At 52.7% G+C, this 24,103-nt stretch carries 25 protein-coding genes; 9 read left to right on the top strand and 16 right to left on the bottom strand.

All coding sequences use genetic code 11. The annotated features are described in order from the left end of the window. Window positions 1-2 precede the first annotated feature (2 nt). The 6 genes from TIRI35C_RS08845 (at window position 3) to TIRI35C_RS08820 (ending at window position 4,960) form a co-directional block, all read left to right on the top strand. Complete coding sequence (locus TIRI35C_RS08845; RefSeq protein ID WP_188202560.1) at window positions 3-479, top strand: hypothetical protein; 477 nt, start codon at window positions 3-5, stop codon at window positions 477-479. Continuing rightward, window positions 469-924 (top strand): hypothetical protein, encoded by a 456-nt coding sequence (locus TIRI35C_RS08840; RefSeq protein ID WP_188202559.1) that lies wholly within the window; start codon window positions 469-471, stop codon window positions 922-924. Before TIRI35C_RS08845 ends, TIRI35C_RS08840 begins: the two co-directional genes overlap by 11 nt. Beyond that, window positions 902-2,878 carry an McrB family protein gene (locus tag TIRI35C_RS11175; RefSeq protein ID WP_188202558.1) on the top strand — a complete coding sequence of 659 codons (1,977 nt, stop codon included), beginning with the start codon at window positions 902-904 and terminating at the stop codon, window positions 2,876-2,878. Before TIRI35C_RS08840 ends, TIRI35C_RS11175 begins: the two co-directional genes overlap by 23 nt. 15 nt (window positions 2,879-2,893) lie before the next feature. Then, window positions 2,894-4,321: an McrC family protein gene (locus TIRI35C_RS08830; protein WP_188202557.1), complete on the top strand. Its 1,428-nt coding sequence runs from the start codon at window positions 2,894-2,896 to the stop codon at window positions 4,319-4,321. Window positions 4,322-4,400: 79 nt separating this feature from the next. Further along, on the top strand, window positions 4,401-4,538 hold the full coding sequence (locus tag TIRI35C_RS08825; protein WP_188203269.1) for a hypothetical protein: 138 nt from the start codon (window positions 4,401-4,403) through the stop codon (window positions 4,536-4,538). Next, window positions 4,523-4,960, top strand: a complete 438-nt coding sequence (locus TIRI35C_RS08820; protein WP_188202556.1) for a type II toxin-antitoxin system VapC family toxin — start codon at window positions 4,523-4,525, stop codon at window positions 4,958-4,960. The genes TIRI35C_RS08825 and TIRI35C_RS08820 overlap by 16 nt, the downstream gene beginning before the upstream one ends. Here the strand turns inward: TIRI35C_RS08820 and TIRI35C_RS08815 are convergent. Next, window positions 4,957-5,379, bottom strand: coding sequence for a DUF356 domain-containing protein (locus tag TIRI35C_RS08815; RefSeq protein ID WP_188202555.1), 423 nt, complete (start codon window positions 5,377-5,379; stop codon window positions 4,957-4,959). The two genes, TIRI35C_RS08820 and TIRI35C_RS08815, sit on opposite strands and share 4 nt — an antisense overlap. Window positions 5,380-5,578: 199 nt before the next feature. Between TIRI35C_RS08815 and TIRI35C_RS08810 the strand changes: the two genes are divergently transcribed. Beyond that, a complete protein-coding gene (locus TIRI35C_RS08810; protein ID WP_048152114.1) occupies window positions 5,579-6,151 on the top strand; it encodes a TATA-box-binding protein in 573 nt (190 codons plus the stop codon). Window positions 6,152-6,293: 142 nt separating this feature from the next. On the opposite strand, the gene TIRI35C_RS08805 is transcribed toward TIRI35C_RS08810, so the two are convergent. From TIRI35C_RS08805 to TIRI35C_RS08765, 9 genes are all read right to left on the bottom strand, one after another. Further along, entirely contained in the window at window positions 6,294-7,400 is a 1,107-nt protein-coding gene (locus TIRI35C_RS08805; protein WP_188202554.1) for an AAA family ATPase, read from the bottom strand. 61 nt (window positions 7,401-7,461) lie between these two features. Beyond that, a complete protein-coding gene (locus TIRI35C_RS11170) occupies window positions 7,462-9,795 on the bottom strand; it encodes an McrB family protein (RefSeq protein WP_246454740.1) in 2,334 nt (777 codons plus the stop codon). Then, the gene (locus TIRI35C_RS08795; RefSeq protein WP_188202553.1) at window positions 9,792-11,423 is read right to left on the bottom strand and encodes a DUF2357 domain-containing protein; all 1,632 of its coding nucleotides are present in this window, start codon (window positions 11,421-11,423) and stop codon (window positions 9,792-9,794) included. Before TIRI35C_RS08795 ends, TIRI35C_RS11170 begins: the two co-directional genes overlap by 4 nt. Window positions 11,424-11,504: 81 nt before the next feature. After that, entirely contained in the window at window positions 11,505-12,113 is a 609-nt protein-coding gene (locus tag TIRI35C_RS08790) for an indolepyruvate oxidoreductase subunit beta (RefSeq protein WP_188202552.1), read from the bottom strand. Next, window positions 12,110-14,056 carry an indolepyruvate ferredoxin oxidoreductase subunit alpha gene (gene iorA, locus TIRI35C_RS08785; RefSeq protein ID WP_188202551.1) on the bottom strand — a complete coding sequence of 649 codons (1,947 nt, stop codon included), beginning with the start codon at window positions 14,054-14,056 and terminating at the stop codon, window positions 12,110-12,112. The genes TIRI35C_RS08790 and iorA overlap by 4 nt, the downstream gene beginning before the upstream one ends. Beyond that, window positions 14,057-14,515, bottom strand: a complete 459-nt coding sequence (locus tag TIRI35C_RS08780) for a type II toxin-antitoxin system VapC family toxin (protein ID WP_188202550.1) — start codon at window positions 14,513-14,515, stop codon at window positions 14,057-14,059. It lies immediately after the preceding gene. After that, on the bottom strand, window positions 14,502-14,666 hold the full coding sequence (locus TIRI35C_RS08775; protein WP_188203268.1) for a hypothetical protein: 165 nt from the start codon (window positions 14,664-14,666) through the stop codon (window positions 14,502-14,504). The genes TIRI35C_RS08780 and TIRI35C_RS08775 overlap by 14 nt, the downstream gene beginning before the upstream one ends. Then, window positions 14,663-16,039, bottom strand: coding sequence for an acetate--CoA ligase family protein (locus tag TIRI35C_RS08770; RefSeq protein ID WP_188203166.1), 1,377 nt, complete (start codon window positions 16,037-16,039; stop codon window positions 14,663-14,665). Before TIRI35C_RS08770 ends, TIRI35C_RS08775 begins: the two co-directional genes overlap by 4 nt. Before the next feature lie 134 nt (window positions 16,040-16,173). After that, window positions 16,174-17,658 carry a sodium/proline symporter gene (locus tag TIRI35C_RS08765; RefSeq protein ID WP_246454739.1) on the bottom strand — a complete coding sequence of 495 codons (1,485 nt, stop codon included), beginning with the start codon at window positions 17,656-17,658 and terminating at the stop codon, window positions 16,174-16,176. A gap of 238 nt (window positions 17,659-17,896) precedes the next feature. Here TIRI35C_RS08765 and TIRI35C_RS08760 point away from each other — a divergent pair, with 238 nt between their 5' ends. Beyond that, window positions 17,897-18,571, top strand: coding sequence for a metal-dependent hydrolase (locus tag TIRI35C_RS08760; protein WP_188202549.1), 675 nt, complete (start codon window positions 17,897-17,899; stop codon window positions 18,569-18,571). 45 nt (window positions 18,572-18,616) lie between these two features. Then, window positions 18,617-19,621: a cell wall-binding repeat-containing protein gene (locus TIRI35C_RS08755; protein WP_188202548.1), complete on the top strand. Its 1,005-nt coding sequence runs from the start codon at window positions 18,617-18,619 to the stop codon at window positions 19,619-19,621. Window positions 19,622-19,728: 107 nt separating this feature from the next. Here the strand turns inward: TIRI35C_RS08755 and TIRI35C_RS08750 are convergent, their stop codons facing one another. From TIRI35C_RS08750 to TIRI35C_RS08725, 6 genes are all read right to left on the bottom strand, one after another. Continuing rightward, a complete protein-coding gene (locus TIRI35C_RS08750) occupies window positions 19,729-19,881 on the bottom strand; it encodes a nucleotide-binding protein (protein ID WP_246454738.1) in 153 nt (50 codons plus the stop codon). A gap of 64 nt (window positions 19,882-19,945) precedes the next feature. Beyond that, window positions 19,946-20,758 carry a hypothetical protein gene (locus TIRI35C_RS08745; protein ID WP_188203163.1) on the bottom strand — a complete coding sequence of 271 codons (813 nt, stop codon included), beginning with the start codon at window positions 20,756-20,758 and terminating at the stop codon, window positions 19,946-19,948. Between the two features lie 40 nt (window positions 20,759-20,798). After that, window positions 20,799-21,455 (bottom strand): hypothetical protein, encoded by a 657-nt coding sequence (locus TIRI35C_RS08740; protein WP_188202547.1) that lies wholly within the window; start codon window positions 21,453-21,455, stop codon window positions 20,799-20,801. Further along, window positions 21,452-22,165, bottom strand: a complete 714-nt coding sequence (locus TIRI35C_RS08735; RefSeq protein WP_188203162.1) for a creatininase family protein — start codon at window positions 22,163-22,165, stop codon at window positions 21,452-21,454. Before TIRI35C_RS08735 ends, TIRI35C_RS08740 begins: the two co-directional genes overlap by 4 nt. Window positions 22,166-22,174: 9 nt before the next feature. Beyond that, complete coding sequence (locus TIRI35C_RS08730) at window positions 22,175-23,317, bottom strand: glycosyltransferase family 4 protein (protein WP_188202546.1); 1,143 nt, start codon at window positions 23,315-23,317, stop codon at window positions 22,175-22,177. After that, window positions 23,318-24,103 carry a UbiA prenyltransferase family protein gene (locus TIRI35C_RS08725; RefSeq protein WP_188202545.1) on the bottom strand — a complete coding sequence of 262 codons (786 nt, stop codon included), beginning with the start codon at window positions 24,101-24,103 and terminating at the stop codon, window positions 23,318-23,320.

Genomic DNA, 24,103 nt, shown 5'->3' with positions numbered 1-24,103 from the left:
TTATGGGCGCCACTGCGTTCATCATTGTGGGCAGCCGTCCGGGGTGGGGATACGGACTTCCGAACCCTGGCTATGTGTTAATCCTCTATGAAAACGACGCTCCCTCCTGGGAGCTGAGGCCGCTCTACCCTGAGATAGAGGATGAGAACGTTGTCTGGATTTCAAGCATAGAGCACATGCTCGAAGATGCCCTCGTCATGATCGGAATCTACGTGGTCGGGGACAAGGAGCTCAGGAGAAAAGCAGAGAAGATTTTTGGTAACCTTTACAAGGAAATAACAATTGGTAGCAGAAGAGACGTTGAAGAGCTGAGGAAGCTTTCAAAGGAAGTCCTTCAAAGGTACAACATTGGCCTCGTGGTTGTCCCGCTCAAGGACAGCACAATAATGGACCAGCTCAGCGTTTTGGATGAATACGGGGATTTGTGGGTCTCTCTAAACCCTCCCGAGAAGGTCTTGGGTGAGCGCGATGAGTGGTGATGACAAACGCGTTGAAGAAATGCTGGATTACATGAAAGATGCGGTATTACATCCCGAGAGACACCCCGAGCACTGGGAGGACTGGCTTAGGGCAGGGAGGAGGGAGTTTCTCCTCCTCAACGTGATATACTACATCCAGCACTACGGCGGAAAGGAAAAAGGGGTTTCCAAGGAGGACATTAGGGCACTTTTGAACGCCCTTTTAATTGTTGATGACGAGATTTATGTCAACATCATTAAGCCGAATAGACCCCTTGAATTCACTCTTAGAGAGCTAATAGAGGATAAGCTAATATCCCAGACAAGTGATGGTAGCTTTCTCGTCAATCCCGAACGAGTTACGGAGGAGAGGCTCATGTATTGGAAACGCATCAGGGGAAAGCTTGAGAAAGCCTGGTTAATTGCAACGGGGGGTGACCATCATGTCTATGGAAGAAAAGCTTAATACTTTGCTTCATTGTTTGAAAGAGAAACACCGGGATGAATGGCAGCGCAAAGAGGGGGAGATACTCCACCGGATCAAGGAAGTTAAAGAAAGAATTGAGTCAGGAAGGTTCGATCCCGATGAGATAGCCATGACTGTCAGAAAAATTAACTCTAAAATAGGAACTGGGAGATTTTTCGATATTCCTCAGTTACAGAAGGTTCTCAAAAACAAAAGTGTCATGGCATTACTTTCTAGGTACCATGCCTTGGAGACCGTTGATTTTCTCGAACTTAAAAACGACATCACAGAAATCAGAACTAGATACCGAGGCATTGGGCTTTCGGGGATTTTCACGTATCTCGCACTGGCTAATCCTGAGGTATTTATCCCGATAGGGAAACATGTTATCGGAGAAAAAGTGAGGAAAGTCCTGTTTGGAGATAGCAGCCCTATCGTTGGTGGAAATTGGGAGATAGATAAAGCGGTGTGGCTGATTAAAGGTATAAACTCGGTCAAGGAGGGGCTTGGCATAAAATACGCCCTTGAGGCGGGGTTTTACCTTTCAAAATGCCGGGAGGAATGTTGTATGGAAAACAATGGGAATGTTAATGGAAAGATAACGCGACAGCTTGATGAACTCCTCCCCAAAAAAGGTCAGGTAATCCTCTACGGTCCACCTGGAACGGGCAAAACGTACATAGCCCGCAACTATGTCGTTGAAAAAACTGGCGAAAACAAGCCCGGAAACCGCTGGGAGTTAATAACCTTCCACCAGTCCTACAGCTACGAGGAGTTCATTGAAGGGTTCAGGCCGAAGACTGACAAGGGAGGGAATATCAGGTATGAAGTCGAGGATGGAATATTCAAGAAGATGGCAATCAAAGCTATATGGAGTGCAATTGTTCGAGATTTCGAAAATGCGTGGCATCTTTTCAAGGAGACTTACCCTGGGGGAAGTTCTCTCAAAACGAAGACTGGTAATGAATTCAGGGTTGTCAGGTTTACAGAGGGCGGTCTGTTCATAAAGCCTGAAAATGGAAACAACGAACACTATATTTCAACGAAAAACCTCCGGCTTCTTTGGGAGCATGGGGAAGTGCGGACTATTCCTGAGGTAACCTCCATCATTGGGGATACTGGCTCGGGTTCATATTATTTTGCGGTCTATCAGGCGCTACGTGGAGTACTCAACGCAGAGGATAACTATGAGGGAATCAAAAAACGTGTCGTCGAGCATATCAGGTCTAAAAAAGTCATTGACTTCTCCAACGCACCTAAATTCTACCTCATCGTCGACGAGATTAACCGCGGAAACATCAGCAAAATTCTTGGCGAACTGATAACCCTCCTCGAAAAGGACAAGCGCCTCGGCGGTGACAACCAGCTTATCGTTAGGTTACCATACTCGGGTGAACCCTTTGCGGTTCCGCCGAACCTTTACATCATCGGCACGATGAACACCGCCGACAGGAGCATCGCTTTACTCGACGTTGCCCTGAGGAGAAGGTTCGCCTTCATTGAAGTCGAGCCAGACCCTGAGAAACTAAGGACTATTGAAGGTATCAATCTCGCCGAACTGTTGAAAGCCACCAACGACCGTATTACTGCGGTCAAAGACCGCGACCACCGGATAGGCCACAGCTACTTCCTGAACGTAGAGACCGTTGAGGATCTCAAGCGAGTCTGGTACTACGAAGTGCTCCCGCTCCTCATGGAGTACTTCTACAACGACTGGGAGACAATAAAGTGGGTTCTGAATGAAGGAGGCAGAGATTCTGGGAACGTGTTCTTTGAAAAGCTTGATAATGTCACTGGACCAAATGGGGAGAAGGCATATCAGCTGAAAGTCCTTGAAGGGAATGATTTTGTCAATGCACTAAAGAGAGTAATGGACAGAGAGAACTCTTCAGATAACAACCAAGCTATGAGAGAGGCTGAGAACTCAACAGAAAGCAGTCAGCCATCAGATTGATGGAGTTGAATTCATATGCCTGGTCCTATCACAATAACGCTCTACGAACATGGGACAATGAGATACAAAGATATCAGCGGAGACAAAAAGACCATCCAGGATGCCCTCATTAAGCTGAATCTCCAGTTTAGAAAGGACTTCAAACGAATTGACAAATCCGAGGACAACTTGGATAGCGAGAATGAGATTGACGAGAGCAAAGGCGTCGTGGAGGTCTATGCCAACAAAATTAAAGCACGCCACTACGTTGGCTTTGCCGCCATCGGCAACGTTTTCATCCAGATTCTTCCAAAGGTTTTTGAGCCAAAGGAGGGCGAACAAACACGGGAGGAGACATGGAAATCTTTGCTGGCCTTTATACGAATGCTTGACAGAGCATATGGCTTAAAAATCAGGGATTACAATTTGGCCTACCTTTATGGGAGGAAGCTTCGACCAAGCCTCCACGAGGTTTTCATATATCTCTTTGCCAAAAGTCTCTGGGAGGAAGTTCAGAGGGGTTATCACAGGGAGTATGTTGAACTTCAAAGCAACGAGGATTTCCTTAGAGGAAAACTCCTGTTGAGCAGACAGATACGAAAGCTCCCACACCAGTTGAACACTTTCAGCGTTGAAGTTCATGAGCTCATCGAGGACAACCTTCTCAACAGGGTATTCCACTTCTCCATCAGGAAAGCCATGGGGACAACAACGTGGAGCATCAACAAAAAGCTGCTTGGAAATTTGATGCTTGCCTTTGAGGGAGTTACCTTAATCCATCCTACGAGGGAACATTTTGAGCGCGTTCATTTCACAAGGCTAAACGAAAGGTTCAGGAAGCCCTTTGAGCTGGCCAAACTTTTGTTCATGCCTGCAAGCGGCGAAGGGAGAAGACGGGAAGTTACTGGCTTTTTCGTCGATATGAACAGACTGTTTGAGCTGTACATTGTGAGGGTTTTATCCTGGTATGCAGAAGAGCGCGGATATAAACTCACAACCAACAAAGATTCCGAAAACAGAAGGAAGCTGTTTAATAGTAAGCCCCCAGAAGTTTCTCTTAAGAACCAGTATCCGGACTACATTCTTCATCTGGAGGATTGGTCCGTAATATTGGATGCTAAATACACGAAACTTGTCGAGACTGATAAGAATGGAAAAACAAAGATCGAAATTAAGCCAGATATCGTTCGTCAGCTCTACGTTTATTCAAGAATTTGGGGATGGCATCCTGATAATCAATGCGAGAGAGACTCAAAACCGCCAGCGGTTATTATAGTTCCCTCCAGCTCAACTTATAATCAGGGACTCTCGGACGGACCTTTGGATTTTGAGTTTTTCGATGGAAGAAAGCTCTTTGTAATCGCTTACAACATGGAATGTCTGAAAAATGGAAACGTGTCCAAAGCAGACGAGAAATTTGGAGGGGCCCTGAAGGGTGTGTTCACTATCTCCACCGGAGACTGACAAAAACTTAAATTCTCTTGTTGACATATTTTAATCAGGTGGCCAGAGTGGGAGAAATAGTCGTGAGGGTTCCCCCGGCATGGAGCGTCTCATCGAGCGAAAGATAAGGATTTTAATCGAGCGCGAGATGGGTAAAGGATTGAGAAAGGCTGTGCTCTCCAAGTACCTCGGCAGATTTGAGGGGGATATAAATGAAGGGGAATGGTACCTCCAGTGAGTTCATTTTCTTCCGTTCTGATCGAGGGCTTAAAGGGCAATCCCCTTGCAATTTCCCTCTTTGAAGAACTTCTTAAGTCCGACCTGATTCCAGTTATTAACGACATCGTGTTCAGCGAGTTTATCTTTCATTACATTGCCCTTAAGACTGGAGTATCGCCGTTTACAGTTAAGAAACAGGGTAAAATCAACAACGTCGTACTGCCTGAGGAACCAAAAGATTTTATCGAGCAGTTCCATGTACTCCCCACCGACGATGAGGTTCTTGAGTTGTCCTATGAGCTCATGCGAAGGCACAACCTACTTTCAAACGACGCAATAATACTAGCAACGTGCATTGTCTTTGAGGTCAGCAACCTTGGAACGCTGGATAACGACCTTAAAAACGCGGGAGAGAAAGAAGGACTAAATGTTCTTCCTTAAAACTCCTCGAACTCCCACTCCTCCTCTTCCCTCTCCCTCTTCTTCCTCAGTTCCTCTGCCCTGGTCCTCTTCGGCGGGTGGAAGCCTTTAAGCTTCTCAAAAGTTCTCCAGAGCCGCATTATCTCTTCCCAGACTTCGGTATCGGGGGGAATCACAAGAACGTGCGCGGGTGGATGTATTTCCATAAGCCTGCCTATTGCCTTCGCCGGCGCGAGGTCTATCTGGGCGATCACGTGGGCCCTGAAGCGCCTTCTCGGCTTCTCGCCGCTTATCTTCTCAAAGGCCCAGTCGGAGAGGGCGGGGGGAATTATCCTCGGGTCGCCGCGTATCTGCATTCCTCCGTAGCGCACCAGGTCAGCCAGAGCGATGCTGGCCTTCTGAAAGTTGTCGGTCCTTACTAAAACCATCGTGTTTCTCATGGTCTCACCACCCCCAGCTCTGCCCAACACCTTTTAAGCCTTCTTGATTTTTAGTTACCTGCACTTAAGAAATTTTCAACCCCTGCCTGAACACTTGTGTGCATTCTCCGCCCCCTGGCCATCGTGACCTAAACCTTTAAAAACTCAACTCGCCTCATTTATAAAGGGTTTTTAAACCCACCATCCGGAGGTGTAAGCCTTGGTAGACATGAGCAATGTAAAGCTCAGGATTGAGAATATTGTTGCTTCTGTGGACTTATTCACCCAGCTCAACCTTGAGAAGGTCATTGAAATCTGCCCCAACTCCAAGTACAACCCCGAGGAGTTCCCCGGCATAATCTGCCGCTTCGAGGAGCCCAAGGTTGCTCTTCTGATATTCAGTTCCGGCAAGCTCGTCGTCACCGGGGCTAAAAGCGTTGAGGATATAGAGCGCGCCGTCAACAAGCTCATCCAGATGCTCAAGAAGATAGGCGCCAAGTTCGGCCGCGCCCCGCAGATAGACATTCAGAACATGGTCTTCAGCGGCGACATAGGCATGGAGTTCAACCTCGATGCAGTTGCATTGAGCCTTCCCAACTGTGAGTACGAGCCGGAGCAGTTCCCCGGCGTCATCTACCGCGTTAAGGAGCCGAGGGCGGTAATACTGCTCTTCTCCTCCGGAAAGATAGTCTGCTCCGGTGCAAAGAGCGAGCACGACGCCTGGGAAGCCGTCAGAAAGCTCCTCCGTGAGCTGGAGAAGTACGGCCTTATCGAGGAAGAGGAGGAGTGGTGAAACCTCCTGCCTCTTGGAATCTTTTACTCCCCCTCATTTCGGGTCCATTTTGGGACACTCTGATTGATAGTAGGGTTCCTTACGTCTTCTGCATTCCTGGAACATCCCGGTTGGGACATTGGCTTGCCCCTGGGTAAGGAACTTACCCGGGGGTAAGTTGGAGGCCCTTAATGACCTCCTCAACAACCGGGTCGGGAATTACATACCCATTGGCGCTTTTATCCAAGTAGCCGTACTTCACCAGGTTCTTTAGGAGACTGGAAAACTTTGAGTCGTTTATCTTGCCCGCTTTGAATTCCAGGTACTCCTTTATATCGCTCCACCTTTCGTTGCCCATTGCAACGGCCTTAAGTATGAACCCGTACCGCTTGCTATGTGAAAGCAGGGAGGAAAGTTCATCCAATACCAGAGCCTGTGCCCTGTGGAACAGCTCATTCAAGGCATCCCTTTCCGGGAGCTTTTGGATTCCCCTGAGGTAGCCGTACATGCTCAGCCAGCCCACGATTCCGTCGAGTTTATCAACTGCTCGTTCGAGCTCTGAAGGACTTATATCGATTCCAAGCTCTTTGAAACCCGTTTCCAGGAACCCAATGCTCTGTTCCCGGCTGAATCTCTCCAGTGTTATTTCCCTGGCGTACCTGCCGAAAAGCGGTTTCTTGGGATTATCAAGGCCGAGGAAGTCGTGGAGCATTCCAACCTCCGAGCCCGTTAGAACGAAGGTTAGGTTTGGAAGGTTATCAACGGCGTAAGCTATCAGCCCATCGTACTGTATGCCTGAGAGGCGAAGGTACTGGGCTTCGTCAAACCCTATGATGACCCGTCTCCCTTCACTTCCCGCCCAGGAGTCTATCTTTTCCAGAATTTCGGCGAGGTCTGGCTTCTTCTCGAACTCCACGTGAACTCCCGAAAGACGGATTCCCCGGATTGATGAAAGTGCCTCCGTCATGCCGAGCCTGAGTTTTCCACTTGGGGGAAGGGATTCGATGAGCGAACTCAGGATTCTTTTCGCGAGGATTTCCTGCGGAATGGAGCCACGGGTGAAGTACATGGAGCGAACGTCTATTTTGGCGTAAGGATAGCTTGCTTCTGAGAGGGCCACGTTTAGGAGGGAGCTCTTTCCAAGACGTCGTATGCCCAGGAGGAGGACGAGCCTCTCTCCCAGATCTAAGGCTTCCTTGAACTCCGAAAGCTCCTTTTCCCTGTCGTATAAATCTTCTCTCTTCGTCTTTGGTTGGAGGTCAAACAGCAACTTACCCCACCGTAAGTAACTTACCCAGGGGTAAGTTATAAGGGTTTCGAAAAATAGGGGGTCAGCTGAAGCTCGCGAAGCCTATCTCGTAGAGCTGGCGGAGCATGCGGAGGACTTTTTTAGCCGTGTGTCTGAAGCGGAAGTTCTCCCTTTGGGTTTCCCAGTTTCTGAGGAGTTCCAGGACGTTCCCTCTCCTGAGCTCCCGGACGTCAAGTCCTGCGTTCTCCAAGAGACACAGCCCCAAAACGGCCTTTAGTGGTTCTTCGAGCTTCTTTCTGTTCCCGTGGAACTTGGGAAGAACCTTCATAAGAAGTGCAAGGTCGAAGATTTCGTCGTCACTCTCAAATTCAACGATTCCGTTTTCCCAACTTTCCCTGGCGCGCTGGACAAACAGTGCAATATCATCAACAACGCGGTAGCCGAAGTGCATGTCGTAGGGCTCGAGGGCTTTGTTCAGTTCAATGAGAATCCTCCAGTACTCCCCACTTTTAGCGTCCTTCAGCTCTTTAACCGCTTCGTTTATCTCCCCTTTCGAACGCGCGAGGAACTGGCCGTTCTTGCCGCTGAGATCTCTCAATATTGAGTCCCTTAGAGTGTCAACGGCTTCGTTGGGCAGTCTACTTTCCCCACTCCCCGAGGGGTATACCTCAAGCTCGACATCGTGGAACTCCACTGTGAAGGCCCTGTCGAGAACCTTGGGGCTGAAGGAATAGGTAGTCTCGTCCATGTTTACCGTCCCGATGATGTAAAGGTTGGGCGGAAGGTGGAGCTCTTTGGGAATTCCATCGAAGGTTTCAACCTCATCAACGTCGTGGAGCTTAATACCCTCCCTTGTGAACCCGTCCTCATCCCTTCCGCTCTCAAGGACGCTGAGGAAGTCGGCGAAGTAGTACTCAACGTGAGCTAAATTCATCTCGTCGAGAAGGAGGAAGTAGGGCGCTGAATTTCTTCCATTACGCTCGTAGTCCTTTCTGGCTTTGAGGATGAAGTCGAGGAGCTTTGTCCGGTGGTACTTGCCAGTTAGGGGGTTGTAATAGCCGAGGAGAGCCTTTGAATCCCTCCAATCTGGGCGGACGGAAAGGAAGAGAAAATTTTCCCCACTTGAATCAAGAAGCTTTGCAAGCTCTTGAACTATCTTTGTCTTCCCTGTTCCTGTAAGACCGGAGAGGATGACGAAACCTTTGGTTTTGAGGGCGGTGTAGAACTGGGAGACGAGGTGTTCTTGATAGAGGTAGCCCTTGGAGGCAAGGTAGTCACGTAGTGTAAGCCCCTGAGACGGGATATCTTTATTTTTGCTAGACACGACACCCAGCTCTTCTAGAACCTTTGAATCAATTTCTTTTAGATAAACTCCTTGGATACTTGTAGGGTGCGGAAGATGCTTGAGTTTAGTATACCCTATTTTCTCGGGTAGCTTTTGGAAGTCCCTGAGCTTTACCAGATAGAACTTATCATCCGGTGATTTCCTAAACCAGCCTTCAGCAAACTTTGAGTATTCTGGGTTCCAAATCCCTTCATCGGTAAATATTTTGATAATTTCATCCCTCGAAACTACTTTGGGCTTTTCTGCGACTTTGGAGTATCCTACTATCTTTCCATTAACATCATGAACTATGATGTCACCAGTGTTCAATAGCCCTATCTTTCCTTCACGGCCATCCAAGTACCTTTCATCTGCTGGAGACCAAAGGAATCTGCCGACGTGATTTTCCAGGTAGGGTTTTCCAGGAGGTTTTGTTATTTCCAAATAATAGTTTGGTTGATTAGTTTCATGACTCTCCAGTTTCCCTTTAGAGAATCTGCTTAAATAAAACGCTGCTTCAACCATATTCTCGATTCCCAGCTTTTTGTTAATTCTTTCAAGGGTTTTCAGAAAAGCTAAGTATTCTTGTATGCTCTTTTCGTTTGTTTTTCCTCCCCATATTATTTCTATTCCAATCTTCTCCCTAAGTTGTTTGGGGAGAGTTTGTGTATGCATTGGATAAAATACCTTGGAATTCATTACACAAAGCCAGGAGCTGACAGTTGAGAGTTTGGTGTGTTTTCCTTGCGTAACTTTCATGAGAAGTTCCTGAAGTTCTTCAGCCTCGGACACATCTTTGATTCTCTCCGCTTTTGAAAGAAGGGTTTTAAATTCCTGTCTGTTAAGGAACTCCTCGATTTTCGCGTCTTTACCGCCCCAAAGCCATAGGATTTCAATTCCGGTTAGGTTCTTTAACCGTTTTGTGACATTATCATGAACTGATCTCACATCCTCCGCTGTAACATAATCTTTCTTGGCCATGTCTCTTAACTTTCCTATGTTTTCAAAGACCGCTTCTTGATTCTTCCTCCATTCCTCGTGGTATTTCTCCAACCCTTTCTTTAAGACAGCTTCCAGGATATCTTCCCTCACAATTCCACCCCCGGGATCAGCCTTAAATAACCAACACCCTCCAGATTCCCCGTTAAAACATGTGTAAGTGTGAAATCGTCGGTTTTGCCCTTATTAACATCAAAAAACACACTCTTCCTCCCTGGATAGACAACCACCGCGAACCTGCACCCGAGCGCGTCCCTGTAAGTATGCATCTTATAAACATCCTCAAGCTTTGCCCACGTTTCGTATTTTCTGGATTTCTCAATTGTCTCATCAAGTTCGTCAAAGTTTTCGATCTCCGCTCTCTCGTCCACCACGTCAAGCTTGAACTTGGCGTCAAAAACCCCAATCAGCCTCGTCCCTTTCCTTGAAGGCTTGCCGCTAAACAGTGAAAAATCGGGCCTCAACGTCACCGAGTAGCTCCACCTTCTTGGAGTCAGCCGCTTGTTGTAGTAGAGCCGCCAGCCGTTGTCGAATTGGGCGTAAACGTCTCCGCTTTCAGAGAGCTCGCCCGCCGGAGTAATGTTGATTTTGAGCTCTTTCCTTCCGAGAATTGCCCCAAGCTCATCAACCAGCCTGAAGAACGCCCAGTATTCGTACAGCTTGGCAACGTCTTTGTTGTCTATCGCCCTCTGCAGTTCCTCGAAGAACGGAACGTAGGTGGTGAACTCCCTGTAAAGCTCAAGCAGGTCGCGGTAGCCGTCACCCTTCAAAAGCGTCTGTGAAGTGTACGGAAAAAGCGTCATCTCGCCGATTTCGTCCCAGAGTCCATCGCTCCCGATAAACTCAAGCTCCCTGAGGAGTTCCTCAAGGGAACCGACTTCAGCCTTATCTCTAAAGACCTCAATGACACGCTCGCCCCACTCAATAAGCAGGTTGAGAAAATACTTGACAAAGCGGTTTTCCGGTGTATCGGCGCTCTCGTACCTCCGGAAGCCCAGAACCTTCGTTGGGGTGTAGCCGTTAAGGTGCCCTGCTATCAAAACACCCTCTCCCGCGGGGGCGAGATATTCGGGGTGCTGAACAAGGGATAGGAGTGTTTCAAGCGTTACCTCATCGACCTCGTCGGGCCTCAACAATTCCTCCTCCACAACCAGCTCCTTCTTCATGCGGTGCATCACTGTTTCAAAGGCCCCGATGATTCGTTCACCCTTCGAACGGAGGTAGTGGTAGGCAAAGAGTTCGTTGATGGGCTCATCGCTTTCCAGGGTCGAGAACCCAGTGGGAGACTCTAAGTGGAAGGGGATGGTACTCGAATACCGAAGAATTTCGCCAGTTAATGCCTCTACAAAAGCGTTCTGGAGGCGTGAGAGCCTCTCAACCCGATGGCCTTCAAAGGATGAGAAAAGTTCTGGATAAATCTCCAAAACCTTGGGCGAAAGAACCTCAACGGGGACTTTTGTCTTTTTGCCATCCTCAAACAGGAGAACGAGCTCGGAAAGACCAACGAAATTTCCGAAAGATACTACAAAAAGTTCATTTTTGAGTCTTCTCGCGGGTTTGCCGTTGATTAGGACTGTTTTGAGACTGTTGTTCTCGCCTTCGACATAATAGTCTGTCCATTCCACCAGGTAGATTCTATCCTTCCCCTTAAATGCCCAGCAGCCCGCCTTAGCGGAGAATATTCTCCAGCCATTGAACGGCTCACCATCAATACACTGCATGGTTGCACCAAAAAGTTGTTTTCTATGGAAGACTAATAAGCATTTTGGGAGAGTCAACGACACAAAAGATAAAGCGGGGCATCAGAGCCCCAGCATCTCTTTTGCGGCCTGGACGCCGAGGTCAAAGGCCTTCATGTTCACATCGACGGCCTTCGGCGGGACGCTTACGCGGATGACCTCCTTGACGTGCTCCGCCGAGAGCGGGAAGCCGGGTGTCTGGGTCAGCGCGCCTATGAGGACGACGTTGGTCGTTATCACGTGGCCGGCCTTGACCGCAAGGTCCTCGGCGTCGAAGGCCATGAACTTGGCCTGGAAGTCCTCCTCGACGACCTTCTTTATCTCGTCGAGGCTCGGATAGCTGGCCAGGCCCATCGAAACCTGAACCGGCGGTATCGGCCGGGCGTTCGTGAAGACCAGCCCGCCCTTCTTGAGGTAGTTGATGTAGCGGAGCGCCTCGACCGGCTCGAAGGAGAGGATGACGTCGGCCTTCCCCTCGGGGACCATCGCGCCGTAGACCTCCTCTCCAAAGCGGACGTAAGCTATAACTGAACCAAAGCGCTGGCTCATTCCGTGGACCTCTCCCATCCTGACCTTGTAGCCGGCGCGGAGGGCGGCCCAACCGAGAAGGTTGGCGGCGGTGAGGATTCCCTGGCCGCCAACTCCGGTGATAACGATGTTGTACTCCTTCATATCTCTCCCTCCCTGACCTTCTCAAAGGCGTCGAACGGACAGACCTGGGCACAGCCGCCGCAGCCCCAGCACATGAGCTCGTCTATCTTGGCCTTTCCGGTCTCGGCGTCCCAGTAGATTGCCGGACAGCCGTAGGCGTTGATACATATCTTACAGCCGGTACACTTCTCCTCGTTGACCTGGTAGAGCGGCCACTGGATCCTGGCCCTCCTGAGCTCGCCTACCCTGTGGAGGGCACAGACGCGCCTGGTGACGACGACGCTCACTCCCTCGACATGGAGGGCCCTCTTCATGGTCTCGACGGTCGCTTTGATGTCGTACGGGTCCACGACCTCGACGAAGTCTGCGCCGAGCGCCCTGGCGACCTCCTCGATCTTTATCTGCTTGCCGGGTCCGTGCGGTGTATCACCGGTTCCCGGGTTCGGCTGGTCGCCGGTCATTGCCGTGACGAGGTTGTCAACGACGACTATAAGGACGTTGGAGCGGTTGTAGATAGCGTTGGCAAGGGCCGGAAGTCCGGTGTGGAAGAACGTCGAGTCACCTATCGTTGCCACGATGACCTTCTTCTCCTTGCCGGTCTTGTGCTCGTCCTCCGCGACGCTTCCGTTGAGGGCTATGCTGAGGCCGTGGGCAACTCCGATTGAACCGCCCATCGCGACGGTTGTGTCAACGGCCTTGAGCGGCGGGAGGACACCGAGGGTGTAACAGCCTATGTCGCTTGGGAATATGGCGCGCGGCGTTGCCGCTTTCTTTATGGCGTAGAAGGTGTTCCTGTGCGGACAGGCCGGACACAGCGAAGGAGGCCTCGGTGGAACCATGGCCTGAACCTTCTTGTACTTCTCGTCGAGCTCCTCGAAGTTTATCGGGGTCTCAAGGCCGAGGAACTTTGCTATTGCCTCGACGGCCCTCCTGGTGGTCATCTCGTAAACCCTTGGGACGAGGTCCTTTCCGTGAATCGGGATTCTAAGGCCTTTGTCGTAGGCCCAGGTCTTGACCTGCTCCTCGACGACCGGCTCGAGCTCCTCAACGATGAGGACCTTCTCGAGACCGTCGAGGAACTTCTCAAGCAGGCCGTACGGGAGGGGGAACGGGGTTCCGAGCTTGAGGACCTTTACGTTCTCGACGCCGAGCCAGTGAAGGGCCTCTTTCACGTAGGAATAGGCCAGTCCCGGGGCGATGATACCGACCTTGGCGCTCTCGTCGCCCTCTATCCAGTTGAACGGGCACTCGTTGAGCTCCTCGCGGATCTTCTCTATCTTCTCAAGAATCTGCGGGTGGAAGCGCCTCGAGTTGGCGGGTATGTCGACGAACCTGCTTGGATCCTTTTTGAAGTTTCCAAACTTCCTCTTGCCCTGCTTTATCTCCTCCGGCAGCTCCCCAAGGACGATGTCTCCCCTGGCGTGCGACGTTCTCGTGGTCGTCCTCAGGATGACGAAGTGCTTGAACTTCTCGCTCAGTTCGAAGGCGTACTTCGTCATCTCCTTGGCTTCCATTGGGTCGCTGGGCTCGAGAACAGGGACGTTGGCGAACTTCGCGTAAACGCGCGTATCCTGCTCGTTCTGGCTGCTCCACATGCTCGGGTCGTCGGCGACCATTATGACGAATCCGCCCTCAACGCCCATTCCGACGGCGCTCATGAAGGTGTCGGCTGCAACGTTCAGTCCAACGTGCTTCATGGCCGTCATGGCCCTGAGGCCGCTCCAGGCAGCGGAAAGGGCGGTTTCAAAGGCAACCTTCTCGTTGGTGGAGTACTCCATGTAGACTCCTGCCTTCTTTGCCACCATCGCCATCGTGTCGGTAAGCTCTGAACTGGGGGTTCCCGGGTAGGCCGCGTAAACCGCTATGTTGGCCTCGAGGGCACCCCTCGCTATGGCCTGGTTGCCGAGGAGTATGACCTTCTCCCCGGGCTTGTCCCACAAAACCATGTCTGTAACTTTCGCCATTCACACACCTCCAAACAGTTCCTTGTAGAATTCCTCAACATCTCTTTGGTCCAAAATATAAAACGCTTTTATACCGAGCTTTTTGGCCCTAATTACCATGTCCCTGTCCGATGAAACAAGGATTGCGCCGAACTTCTTGGCCGTTGCAATGAAGTATGAATCCGCCGCCCGCGGATGTATCCTCCGCGCTATCCCCTTGGCGTCCTCGAATATCCAGTCCTCGGAAACTTGGAGCATCTTTGCATCGATGTATGAAAGGATAACATCAACTACGTCTTCTCTTCCGGTCAGCCTTTTAACCAGGCTAACTGCTTCAACGACCCCGAGGCGGGGAATTATCATAGGGACTCCTCTGCTCTCGGCTGCTGAAATAACTCTCCTCGCTAGCTCGTTCCTTTCCTCTTTTCCCTTTACCGGGATCGTTGCATCTATAAGCGCAGAGGTATCAACCACGAGCATCTCTCATCTCCCGGAGGACTTTATGCGGGTCTTCCTTGAGTTCCCCGATTATCTCCTTGACTCTCAGGTAAACGTCATCAATGGTTGGAGGTGCTGCTTTCTTTGGAAGGAGTCCCTTTTTCCCCACCTCGCTCTGCACTGGCATCCTCATTCCTCCTTCAAAACTCCCTTCGCCTTTGCAAACTCCACGAGGGCATAAGCCGCGGCGGCAACATCTTCGGGCCTCTCGTAGCTCGGAATGCCTGCCTTCTCGAGGACCTCCTTCGCGGGCTCGCTCACGTAGCCTGCCATGAACAGACCGAGAACCGGCTTGCCGTTGTTCACCTCTCTAACGGCCCTCACGACGCCCTCCGCATGTTCGGTCGGCGTCATGCCCGCGAAGGTCGGAACGACACAGATGCTTATGAGCATGTCAACGTTGGGGTCTTCGAGGAGAAGCTTTGCTGTCTTGTAGTAGTCTTCTCCGCGGGCACTCGCGATCATATCGACCGGGTTCTTGACTGCCGCCATCGGCGGAAGGAACGAGCGAAGTCCCTCAATGGTCTCCTCCTCGAGGTCGGCGAGCTTGAGGCCGAGCCTGTCTATGGCATCCGCGGTGAGAACTCCCGGGCCACCTGCGTTGGTCATTATGGCGACGCGCTTGCCCTTCGGCAGCGGCTGGGTGAAAGCCCTCGCCATGCTGAGCATATCATCGATAGTGTCCGCGACGATTATTCCGCTCTGCTTGAATGCCGCCTCGTATATCTTGTACGAGCCTGCGAGTGAACCTGTGTGGCTCGAAGCTGCTCTCGCTCCGCTCTCGCTCTTGCCTGCCTTGAGGACTATGACCGGCTTCTTCTTGGTGACGCGCTTGGCTATCTCCATGAAGCGCCTCCCATCCTTGAGACCCTCGATGTACAGCGCGATTGCCTTGTCCTCCTCCGTGTCTGCCAAATACTCCACGAACTCGGCGAAGTCAACATCAGCCATGTTACCGATGCTGACGAACTTCGAGAAGCCTATTCCCTCCTTGACGGTCTTGTAGATGATTCCCGCTCCGAGGGCACCGCTCTGGCTTATGAATGCTATGTCTCCCTTCTTGGCGTCCATAACGAAGGTGGCGTTCATGGCGTTGTGTGTGTTCATTATGCCCACACAGTTCGGACCGACTATGCGCATGCCGTATTTGTGGGCTATCTCAACGAGCTCCCTCTCTTCTTTCTTCCCTTCCTCGCCGACCTCACCGAAGCCCGCTGTGATGAGGATTATCCCCTTGACGCCCTTTTCGCCGCAGTCCTCTATGGTGCCCTTGACGAAGCGCTTCGGAACGACGACGACCGCCAGGTCAACCTCGTCAGGAATGTCTTTCACGTTCTTGTAAGCCTTGACTCCCTGGACGACCTCGTCCTTGACGTTCACTGGATAAACCTTGCCGTCTTTGTAATCCTTAAGGTTCTTGAAGACCTCGTAGCCAAGCTTGAGCGGGTCGTTGGATGCCCCAATAACCGCTATAGCCTTTGGCTTGAAGAAGTAATCAAACGTCATCACATCACCGGCCTAAACTCGGCGGAATTCTATATAAGCTTTCCTAAAAAGGACAGCGAGGTAAATATGGGCATGGTAGGGGAAAAGTAAAGCCCTGATGGGCTAAAAAGGACATCAATGGATAAAAACAAAACTCAGGCGGTGGCGGATGCCTCCTTGGGCTTCAGGGCGTAGGTCGCTATCACGGCAATAACCGCCGTCACGATGAAGGTCATGAGCCTCGCCGAGACAACCTTCTCAAGCCCCGAGCTGATCCAGAAGATGGTGAACAGCAGTCCCGTTACAATGGTCGGCGGGACGGCCCTTCCGTGGAACCTCTTCCAGAACAGCGTCATTATGACTATGACCGAGAAGGTGTCTCCTATCCCAGCCCAGGTGTAGCCGACGATGGTGTAAATGAGTTTCGACGGCACAAGATAGGCTGTAACGAGCGCTATGACACCCAGGGCGACGGTGGTAATTCTCGAAAGCCTGAGGCTTCTCTTAGGGTCGAAGTCGTCCTTGTAGACGAAGGGCCTGAGCAAGTTTTCCGAAAGTTCGGTGGCGGAGAGGATTAGGAGTGAATCAGCCGTCGAGAGCATGGCCGCTATCGCACCGGTTATGAATATCGCCGCGAGGAAGGGCGGGAACAGCTTCAGCATAACCGAGGGCATAACGGCTTCCTGGTCCTCGAGGCCGGTCGGGCCGAAGATGGCTATTCCAATCCATCCTATGAGGAGGGCACCGATGTAGGCCAGAACCGTCCAGCTGACTCCGACGTTCCTGGCGAGTCTGGCGTTCTTCTCGTCCTTGATTGCCATGAACCTGATGCTGAGCTGGGGCATTCCACCGAGATAGCCAAAGAACCAGGAGAACTCGGCTATGACGAAGACGAACGCCGCGCCGCCGACGAGGCCGCCGAGGATTGTAGAGTACTCGGGCCCGGACATCTCCAGGGCGCTGGAGACCGAGTGGGCGAAAACATCCGGATGGTTGGCGATGTAGACGAGACCGACTATTGGCGCTATGGTGAGAGTGAGTATCATGACTATCGCCTGGACGGTGTCGGTATAGGCGACGCTCTTGAGGCCTCCTAGGACGGTATAGGGCAGGATTATCACCGCGGTTATCAGCATTCCGATCTTTGGATCAACGCCGAAGAGAGCGTTCAAAGTCTTTCCGCCGCCGAGGAACTGGGCACCGACGTAGAAGAAAAAGAAGAACACCACGGTAACGCTACCGAGGATCCTTATCCACTTCTCGGCGTCGGAGTGGCGCTTTGCGATGTAATCAATAAACGTTGTCGCGTCGTACTTCTCGGCCTCCCTCCTGAGTCTTCCAGCGAACACAGTCCACGCCACGATGATACCGGCCACACATCCAACCGCAACCCATATTGCTGAGAGGCCGGCGGCGTAGGCAAAACCGGGGAGTCCCAGGAGTGCCCACGCCGACTCACCGGTGGCGCGCTCTGAGAGAGCTGCTATCCAGCCCGGAAGCTGCCTGCCAGCTATCGCGAAGTCCTTGCCGCTCTTTGCCTTTCTTCCCTGATAAACTCCGAACCCTATCAAAAACAAAAGGTACAGAACCAGAACAAGCAGTATTTGAGTCTGGCCCTCCACTATTGAATCACCGCTCATATTCAACACTGTTCATGTTTATAAATCTTGTCCTTTTTTGTACAGGAATGCATTTTTATGTTCTACTAAAGCGCGTTCCGTTACATTGTACCTGGTTTACTACAGGAATTCTTGTACTCTATTGTCTTCGTAATTCGAACTATCGGGGGGTGGCCGTACCGCTTGGTGATGGCCGCCGAAGCCTCCAACCCGAAAGACTTAAGTTAGCTCAGGTTATTATATCCGCGGGGGTGGTTTCATGGTGAAGGTGAAGTTTCTGGGCCACGCTGCCTTTCTGATAGAGGGAAGCAAGAGGATCCTGATAGACCCCTTCCTGACCGGCAATCCTGCCGCGGCCATTAAGGCCGAAGAGGTTGAGGCGGACCTGATACTCGTTACACACGCCCACGGCGATCACATCGGCGACGCCGCCGCGATAGCCAGGAGAACCGGGGCGAAGATAGTTGCCATGTACGATATAGCCAACTACCTCGTTGAGAGCGAGAGCGGCATAACGACCATCGGCATGAACTACGGCCCGACTGAAATAGACGGCGTTAAGATCGTCCAGGTTCCTGCCTGGCACTCCAGCAGCGACGGCAAGTACAGCATAGGAAATGCCAGCGGTTACATAATCGAGCTCGACGGCGTCAGGATTTACCACGCCGGCGACACCTTTGTCTTCAGGGACATGGAACTCTTCGCCGAGCTCTACGGGCCTATTGATCTGGCCCTGCTGCCGATAGGCGGTCACTTCACGATGGGCGTTAAAGAGGCTGCTAAAGCGGTGGAGTTCCTCAAGCCAAAGAAGGTCGTGCCGATGCACTACAACACCTGGCCGCCGATTTCAGCTGACCCCGAGGAGTTCAGAAGGCTGGTCGGGGACAAGGCGGAGGTCGTAATCCTCGAACCCGGCGAAACCCTGGAGCTTTGAAAAACCTTTTAAGGGCCTTTTCTTACCCTTTTTCCAGGTGATGGAATGGTTAAAAGGGCCGTTGCTCTGACGCTCATTATGCTGGTGTTCTCATCCTTCGTGCTTCCCCTCTCCTCCGCACAGGATGCGAAGGAGGGGCCAAAGTACGACCTTATAATCGTGAGAAACGATGATTTAATCGATTACATCATCGCTCTCCCCTACGCCAAGATGCTGGATGTCCCGATACTGCCCGTGAACCGGGAGGAACTTGATCCCGGAACAATCGCCCAGCTTCAGAGCTACGCCCAGTTCGGCTGGAACCACGTCCTTATAATCGGGGACTCCCAGGCCATCAGCGACAGGGTTCAGGATGAGCTCCTTGAGATGGGCTTCATAGTCGAGAGGATAGGCGGTGCGGTTAGGACGGAAACGGCGGCAAAGCTGGCACTGCACTTCTATCCCAACGGACACGACACGGTCGTCGTCGCCAGCTCCAGCGACTATGGCTCAGCTTTGGCCGCCGCGAGGTGGGCCATGATATACGGATACCCCTTTCTCCTGACCCAGGAGGACGCCCTCTCCGACTCAACCGCCGATGCCATACGGAAGCTCCACCCGGATCTCGTCGAGCTCATGGGCGCCGGCATGTCCAAGGACGTCCAGAGGAAGATAGAGGCGATGGGATACCAGACCTACTGGGTCCGTGAGAACCTTGAGATAGAGATACCCGCCCAGCCCAAGGAGACAAACTGGGTGATGATAGCGGCCGCGGTGCTGCTCTCACTTGCAATCGCGGTCCCGGTTTCGCTCTACTACGCCAAGAAGAAGTGGTCCGCCAACAGGGTGCCCATCGAGGTGCTGACCGAGAAGGAGCGCATAGTTGTGAACGCCATACTCGAGAAGGGCGGTACGGTGAAGCAGGAGGAACTGCCGGAGCTGACGGGCTACTCGAGGCCGACTATAAGCAGAATTATCCAGGAGCTGGAGAAAAAGCAGCTGGTTGAGAGGGAGAAGGTTGGGAAGACCTTCATCGTGAAGCTCACGAAGGAAATAATAATCAGGGACTAACGGTCGGAAAGCCCTTCCGCTCATCACTTTTTTCAGCCCTGGCCGTTCTCCTCATCCCGCGGAATGTCAAAGAACCGAAACCGAGAAAATGGCGGGAGAATAGTGGATCACTTCCGGAACAGGTGCCCGTGGGCCCTGTTCACGTGCCTGGTGTAGTCCTTGGATGTTCTGAAGAGTCTTCCACAGCGCGGGCAGTGGTAGTAGCGGGTGCCGTCGCGGTCATAGAATATAACCGCCTTCAGCTCCGCCACTTCCACCACCTCCGGCGTTAGGTGAGAAAAGCCCTTTTAAAATTTTACGGATGAGGAAAGCGGGAAAGGGAAATCAAACCCATATCCTGTTGCCCTTCACCTTCAGGTAGCCGAGGCTCTGGAGCTCCTTGAGAAAATCCTCTATGGCATCTTCGTCGAAGTATATGTTCACCCTCTCGCGCTCGCCTTCAACGACTATAGGTTCCCTCTCCATTATGGCCTCCATCAGCTCGTTCTTGCGCCTGTGCCTCTCGGCCAGCTCAAGTATAACGTCCGCCAGAACCGAGCGGGCTATACCATCGAACATCGCCTCGACCACGCTCTCCTCCGTGGCGTACTCACCCGCTATCTCAAGAGCCGCCTCGACGAGGTCTCTATCCACCTCCATAACCTCCACGAAGTACCTCTTTTCGAGGGTGTACTCCGTGACCATGCCCGTTTTAAAGCGCTCCTCTATGTCCTCCAGGTACTCTTCAATATCGTCTATGGGGAAGCGCAGCTCCACCTTGAGGACGTCCAGGGGCACGGTTTCGTTCAGAACGAGCGTTCCATCTTCCTCGGCAACTGCCCCTGCCTCCATAAGGGCCGTGACCACTATCAGCTTTCCGAGGTCTGACTCGTCAAAGAGCCTCTCCAGGCCCTTTTTCTCCCCCACTTTCCAGTCTCGGGTTATCTCTTCATACGCAAATCTGAGCTCATCCAGGGCCGTCTCAACGGGTTCTATCCCCTCTGCTTTCTCGAGGAGCTCGGCGTAAGTTCCTTCTATGACGACGTAGTGCGATATCTGGGGGGAAACCTCCTCCTTCGTTCGGTTCATTATCCCCGCCCTGCTCAGCTCTCTGGAGAGGGCGTTCATATCCTCCCTGCTAAGGACTTCCAGCCTCAATCGCCTCACCGAAAAAAGAACGGCGAAATGGTTATAACCTTTAGCCCTCGTTTCCATCCACCAGTCCGGAGAGCAGGGCTTTCAGGGTTTTGTTGCTGAGCCTTCCCACCGTCTCCCTAACCTCCTCCACCAGCTCCGGGGAGTAGTTTGAATAGAGGTAGAGTGCGTAGGCCATGAGCTTAGGCTCGCCCTCGGCCATCTCCTCAACTGAACCAGCAAGAACCGGGTTGTTCAGCAGCTCCTCGGCAATGGCCCGCATCATCTCCCGATCATCCTTTTCGACGGCCTCCCTCAGCGGCCGGTAGAACAGCGTTAGAACGTCTCTTGCGAGCCGTGCCCTCTCCTCGAACTCCTCCATCGGGGTTTTCGGCTTCTCTCTCCCGCTCCAGAGCAGGTACACCGCGGGCGCGGCCAGGAGGACCAGGGCGATGACGATGTAGGGTAGCAGGGGGACGTTGAAGGAGTATGGGAGGCGGTTCCTCATGAGGAGCAGGGCCAGTGTGCCGATGAGAATCCAGACCCCCATGAAGAGGAGGTAGTAGGCCGTGTAGTCCTTCCTCTGGAGGGCGCGGTACCTCACGGGAGCGCCTATCTCCTCCAGGTACTTAATCCTGTCCTCTGCCATTTGAATTTCCGCTTCGAGGCGCTTTATGCGCCTGTCTATCTCGGCGAGGACTTTTTCCTTCCCCATTATCATTCACCCACCAGCAGGCGGGCTATCTTCTCGCTCACAACGCTCAAAATCGCCTCGCCCTTCTCGGCCGTCGCAAGGGATGGGTCGTCGTTCACTCCATCCGGAAACAGCTCCTTCCCGATGTCCTTCCGGATTACCCTTACCCTTGAGCTCCTCCTCCCCCCACGGGCGTTTTCCATCTTCACGAGTTCGGGCCTTACCGCGAGCATCACTGACGTCTCGTCCTGACCGGCGTGACCCTGGCTGGAGCATATGCTCAGGATGTCCTCTCTGAAGTCTATCCACCAATTTATGAGCCAGATTTCGACCCCTGGGAACTCCTCCGAGACCTCTTCCGCCGCCAGAACCAGCGGCGGGTAGTTGCCGCCGTGTCCATTGAGGAGAACTATCCTCCGAAAGCCCTCGGCGGCGAACTCTCGCATTATCTCGCGTACGTAGGCCTTGAATGCGTCCCCACTCACGTTTATGGTTCCGGGATATACGTCGAGAACGAATGTATGCCCGTACCACACGGGTGGGGCCGTGAGAACTTCAACGCCCCGCCGGCGGAGCCTCTCCTCGACCCGTCTTGCTATCTCCACTGGGGCAAAGACATCTGTTCCGAGGGGCAAATGCTTGCCGTGGGCTTCAACGCTCCCAACGGGAATAACAACTGTACCAACCCGTCGTTTAACCTCCTCAAAATCCGGCCAGGTGAGTTCTTCGAGCCTCATTTTCATCCCCTACAGGTTTTGCATCACGTTCTCATAAGCCTTTTCTATGCCCTCGGTGACCTTTTTCCATGAGTAGCGCTCCTCGACGGCCCTTCTGCCGTTGCTTCCAAACCATCTTCTGAGTTCCTCGTCAAGGAGGAGCTTTTGAATCGCGTTTCTCAGCTCGAGCTCGTTGCCCGGGGAAACCAAAAGCCCGCTCTCGCTGTTCCTGATTATCTCAGGGATTCCTCCAACGTCCGTGGCGACCACGGGAACCCCCGCGGCCATGGCCTCGAGGATGACTATCCCGAACGCCTCCGCCGTGGTGGAGGGGAGGACGAAAACATCTGCCATACCGAAGAGCCTCGGAAGGAGGGAGCCATCGACGTAGCCCAGGAAGCGAACTCTATCCTCTATCCCCAGAAACTTCGCCTGTGCCCTCAGGAACGGGAGCATCTCTCCGGAGCCCGCCATGACGAGCGTCGCGTTGTCTATTCCCGAGAAGGCGTTTAGGAGAACGTGGGGGCCCTTTCTCGGCGACATCCTGCTCACGTAGAGGACAGCGTCTCCCTCGATGCCGAGCTCCTCCTTAAGGCGCTCCTTTTCACCCTCGCTCAGGGGACTGAAAAGGTCGTCGTCCACACCGTTTGGAATGACCCTCACGGGAGCGTCCGTGAAGTGCCTTATGAACGCCTCCGCCGCCCTGCTGACGGCTATTATCTCGTGGGGGTACTTCAGGTACCTGCTGAAGAGTGGGAACGTCAGGCCGAGAGCCTGCCAGAGGCGGGACTCGTGGGAAAATGAGATGCTGTGGGTTGTGAGCAAAGTCGCCTTCCCCAGCTCCCTGCCCGCCTTCGCGGCCTTCAGGGCCAGCGGTGTGAACGCGTGGTGGGAGTGAATAACGTCGAAGCCCTCCAGGAACTCGTTGAGCTCCCCTGTGGATTTCAGGCTGTATGAGAGGTTCACCTCAAGGACCGGGCTGATGACTCCAGGGATTTTTACGAGCTCGATTCCTTTCGCCTTCAGCTCTTCTTCCTTCCCCGTTCTCCTGTCGTTGGTAACAATGGCAACATCGTGTCCCCTCTCCCTGAGCTTTAGGGCCAGGTGGTGCATGTGACTCGCAACGCCGCCTATCTTGGGGTAGTACCAGTCGCTCACCAGTGCTATCCTCACTCAAACCACCCCTGATGCCCTGAGGAGCAGGATTGCAACCATCGCGGTGTCAATGAGCCTGTAATTGGTGCGGAGACCGTAGATGGTGATTCCAAGGAGACCCAGGCTGGGCTGTGCCCCCGCGAGGGCTAAACCTACAGCCCCCGCCGAAAAGACGGCAACGAGGGTCTCAGAGAGCTTCCTGCCGATAACTATCGGCGTCGTCCTGAGACCAGCTTTAAGGTCGCTTTCGTAGTCCTCCAGGTGGTTCCTGAGCTCGAGGGCCAGGGAGTAGAGGAACACCGCGGCGGCGATGCTCCACTCCTCCGTTGTGACCGAGCCGTCGAGGTAGGCCCCGTAGAGGAAGGGCAGGACTCCAAAGAAGACCCCGTGAGAGAGAATATCCATCACCGGCCGCGCCTTGAGCCTCGGCGGGGCCGAATAGACAGTCGCCAGTAAAATCATCGATGCGTACACGGCCAGCTCCCCTGTTCCGAGGACGCTGGCCAGCATCAGCCCGAGCAGTGCCATAGCTATGGAAGAGGCAGCCCCCGCCCTGAAGCTCAGCTCACCGCTGGCTATGGGGTTTTTCTTCCTCTTCCTCGGGTTTATTGAGTCGGTATCCGCGTCGAAGCAGTTGTTTATCGCGAAGGCATAGGCCACGTAGAGGACGAGTGAAATCAGGAACACGGGCACACGAGTGACATCGGAGAGGTTTTTAACACTGAACGCGAGACCCAGGAGTCCCATGCCTATGAATGCCCTCCCATCGAGGATTCGAGCGTTTCTGATAACCGCACGGAGCAT

Source organism: Thermococcus camini, assembly GCF_904067545.1.
GTDB lineage: Archaea > Methanobacteriota_B > Thermococci > Thermococcales > Thermococcaceae > Thermococcus > Thermococcus camini.
Note: the sequence above shows the minus strand (reverse complement) of the source record. Positions and strands in the feature narration are given on the sequence as shown.

Bases quoted from the DNA above. Each gene is read 5' to 3' on its own strand.
- TIRI35C_RS08755 (WP_188202548.1), top strand. From the start codon at position 18,617: ATGGTTAAAAGGGCCGTTGCTCTGACGCTCATTATGCTGGTGTTCTCA.
- TIRI35C_RS08765 (WP_246454739.1), bottom strand. From the start codon at position 17,658: ATGAGCGGTGATTCAATAGTGGAGGGCCAGACTCAAATACTGCTTGTT.
- TIRI35C_RS08740 (WP_188202547.1), bottom strand. From the start codon at position 21,455: ATGATAATGGGGAAGGAAAAAGTCCTCGCCGAGATAGACAGGCGCATA.
- TIRI35C_RS11175 (WP_188202558.1), top strand. From the start codon at position 902: ATGTCTATGGAAGAAAAGCTTAATACTTTGCTTCATTGTTTGAAAGAG.
- TIRI35C_RS08770 (WP_188203166.1), bottom strand. From the start codon at position 16,039: ATGACGTTTGATTACTTCTTCAAGCCAAAGGCTATAGCGGTTATTGGG.
- TIRI35C_RS08780 (WP_188202550.1), bottom strand. From the start codon at position 14,515: ATGCTCGTGGTTGATACCTCTGCGCTTATAGATGCAACGATCCCGGTA.
- TIRI35C_RS08790 (WP_188202552.1), bottom strand. From the start codon at position 12,113: ATGAAGGAGTACAACATCGTTATCACCGGAGTTGGCGGCCAGGGAATC.
- TIRI35C_RS08775 (WP_188203268.1), bottom strand. From the start codon at position 14,666: ATGAGGATGCCAGTGCAGAGCGAGGTGGGGAAAAAGGGACTCCTTCCA.
- TIRI35C_RS08815 (WP_188202555.1), bottom strand. From the start codon at position 5,379: ATGAGAAACACGATGGTTTTAGTAAGGACCGACAACTTTCAGAAGGCC.
- TIRI35C_RS08845 (WP_188202560.1), top strand. From the start codon at position 3: ATGGGCGCCACTGCGTTCATCATTGTGGGCAGCCGTCCGGGGTGGGGA.
- iorA (WP_188202551.1), bottom strand. From the start codon at position 14,056: ATGGCGAAAGTTACAGACATGGTTTTGTGGGACAAGCCCGGGGAGAAG.
- TIRI35C_RS08830 (WP_188202557.1), top strand. From the start codon at position 2,894: ATGCCTGGTCCTATCACAATAACGCTCTACGAACATGGGACAATGAGA.
- TIRI35C_RS08820 (WP_188202556.1), top strand. From the start codon at position 4,523: ATGGTACCTCCAGTGAGTTCATTTTCTTCCGTTCTGATCGAGGGCTTA.
- TIRI35C_RS08760 (WP_188202549.1), top strand. From the start codon at position 17,897: ATGGTGAAGGTGAAGTTTCTGGGCCACGCTGCCTTTCTGATAGAGGGA.
- TIRI35C_RS08825 (WP_188203269.1), top strand. From the start codon at position 4,401: ATGGAGCGTCTCATCGAGCGAAAGATAAGGATTTTAATCGAGCGCGAG.
- TIRI35C_RS08735 (WP_188203162.1), bottom strand. From the start codon at position 22,165: ATGAGGCTCGAAGAACTCACCTGGCCGGATTTTGAGGAGGTTAAACGA.
- TIRI35C_RS08840 (WP_188202559.1), top strand. From the start codon at position 469: ATGAGTGGTGATGACAAACGCGTTGAAGAAATGCTGGATTACATGAAA.
- TIRI35C_RS08795 (WP_188202553.1), bottom strand. From the start codon at position 11,423: ATGCAGTGTATTGATGGTGAGCCGTTCAATGGCTGGAGAATATTCTCC.
- TIRI35C_RS08725 (WP_188202545.1), bottom strand. From the start codon at position 24,103: ATGCTCCGTGCGGTTATCAGAAACGCTCGAATCCTCGATGGGAGGGCA.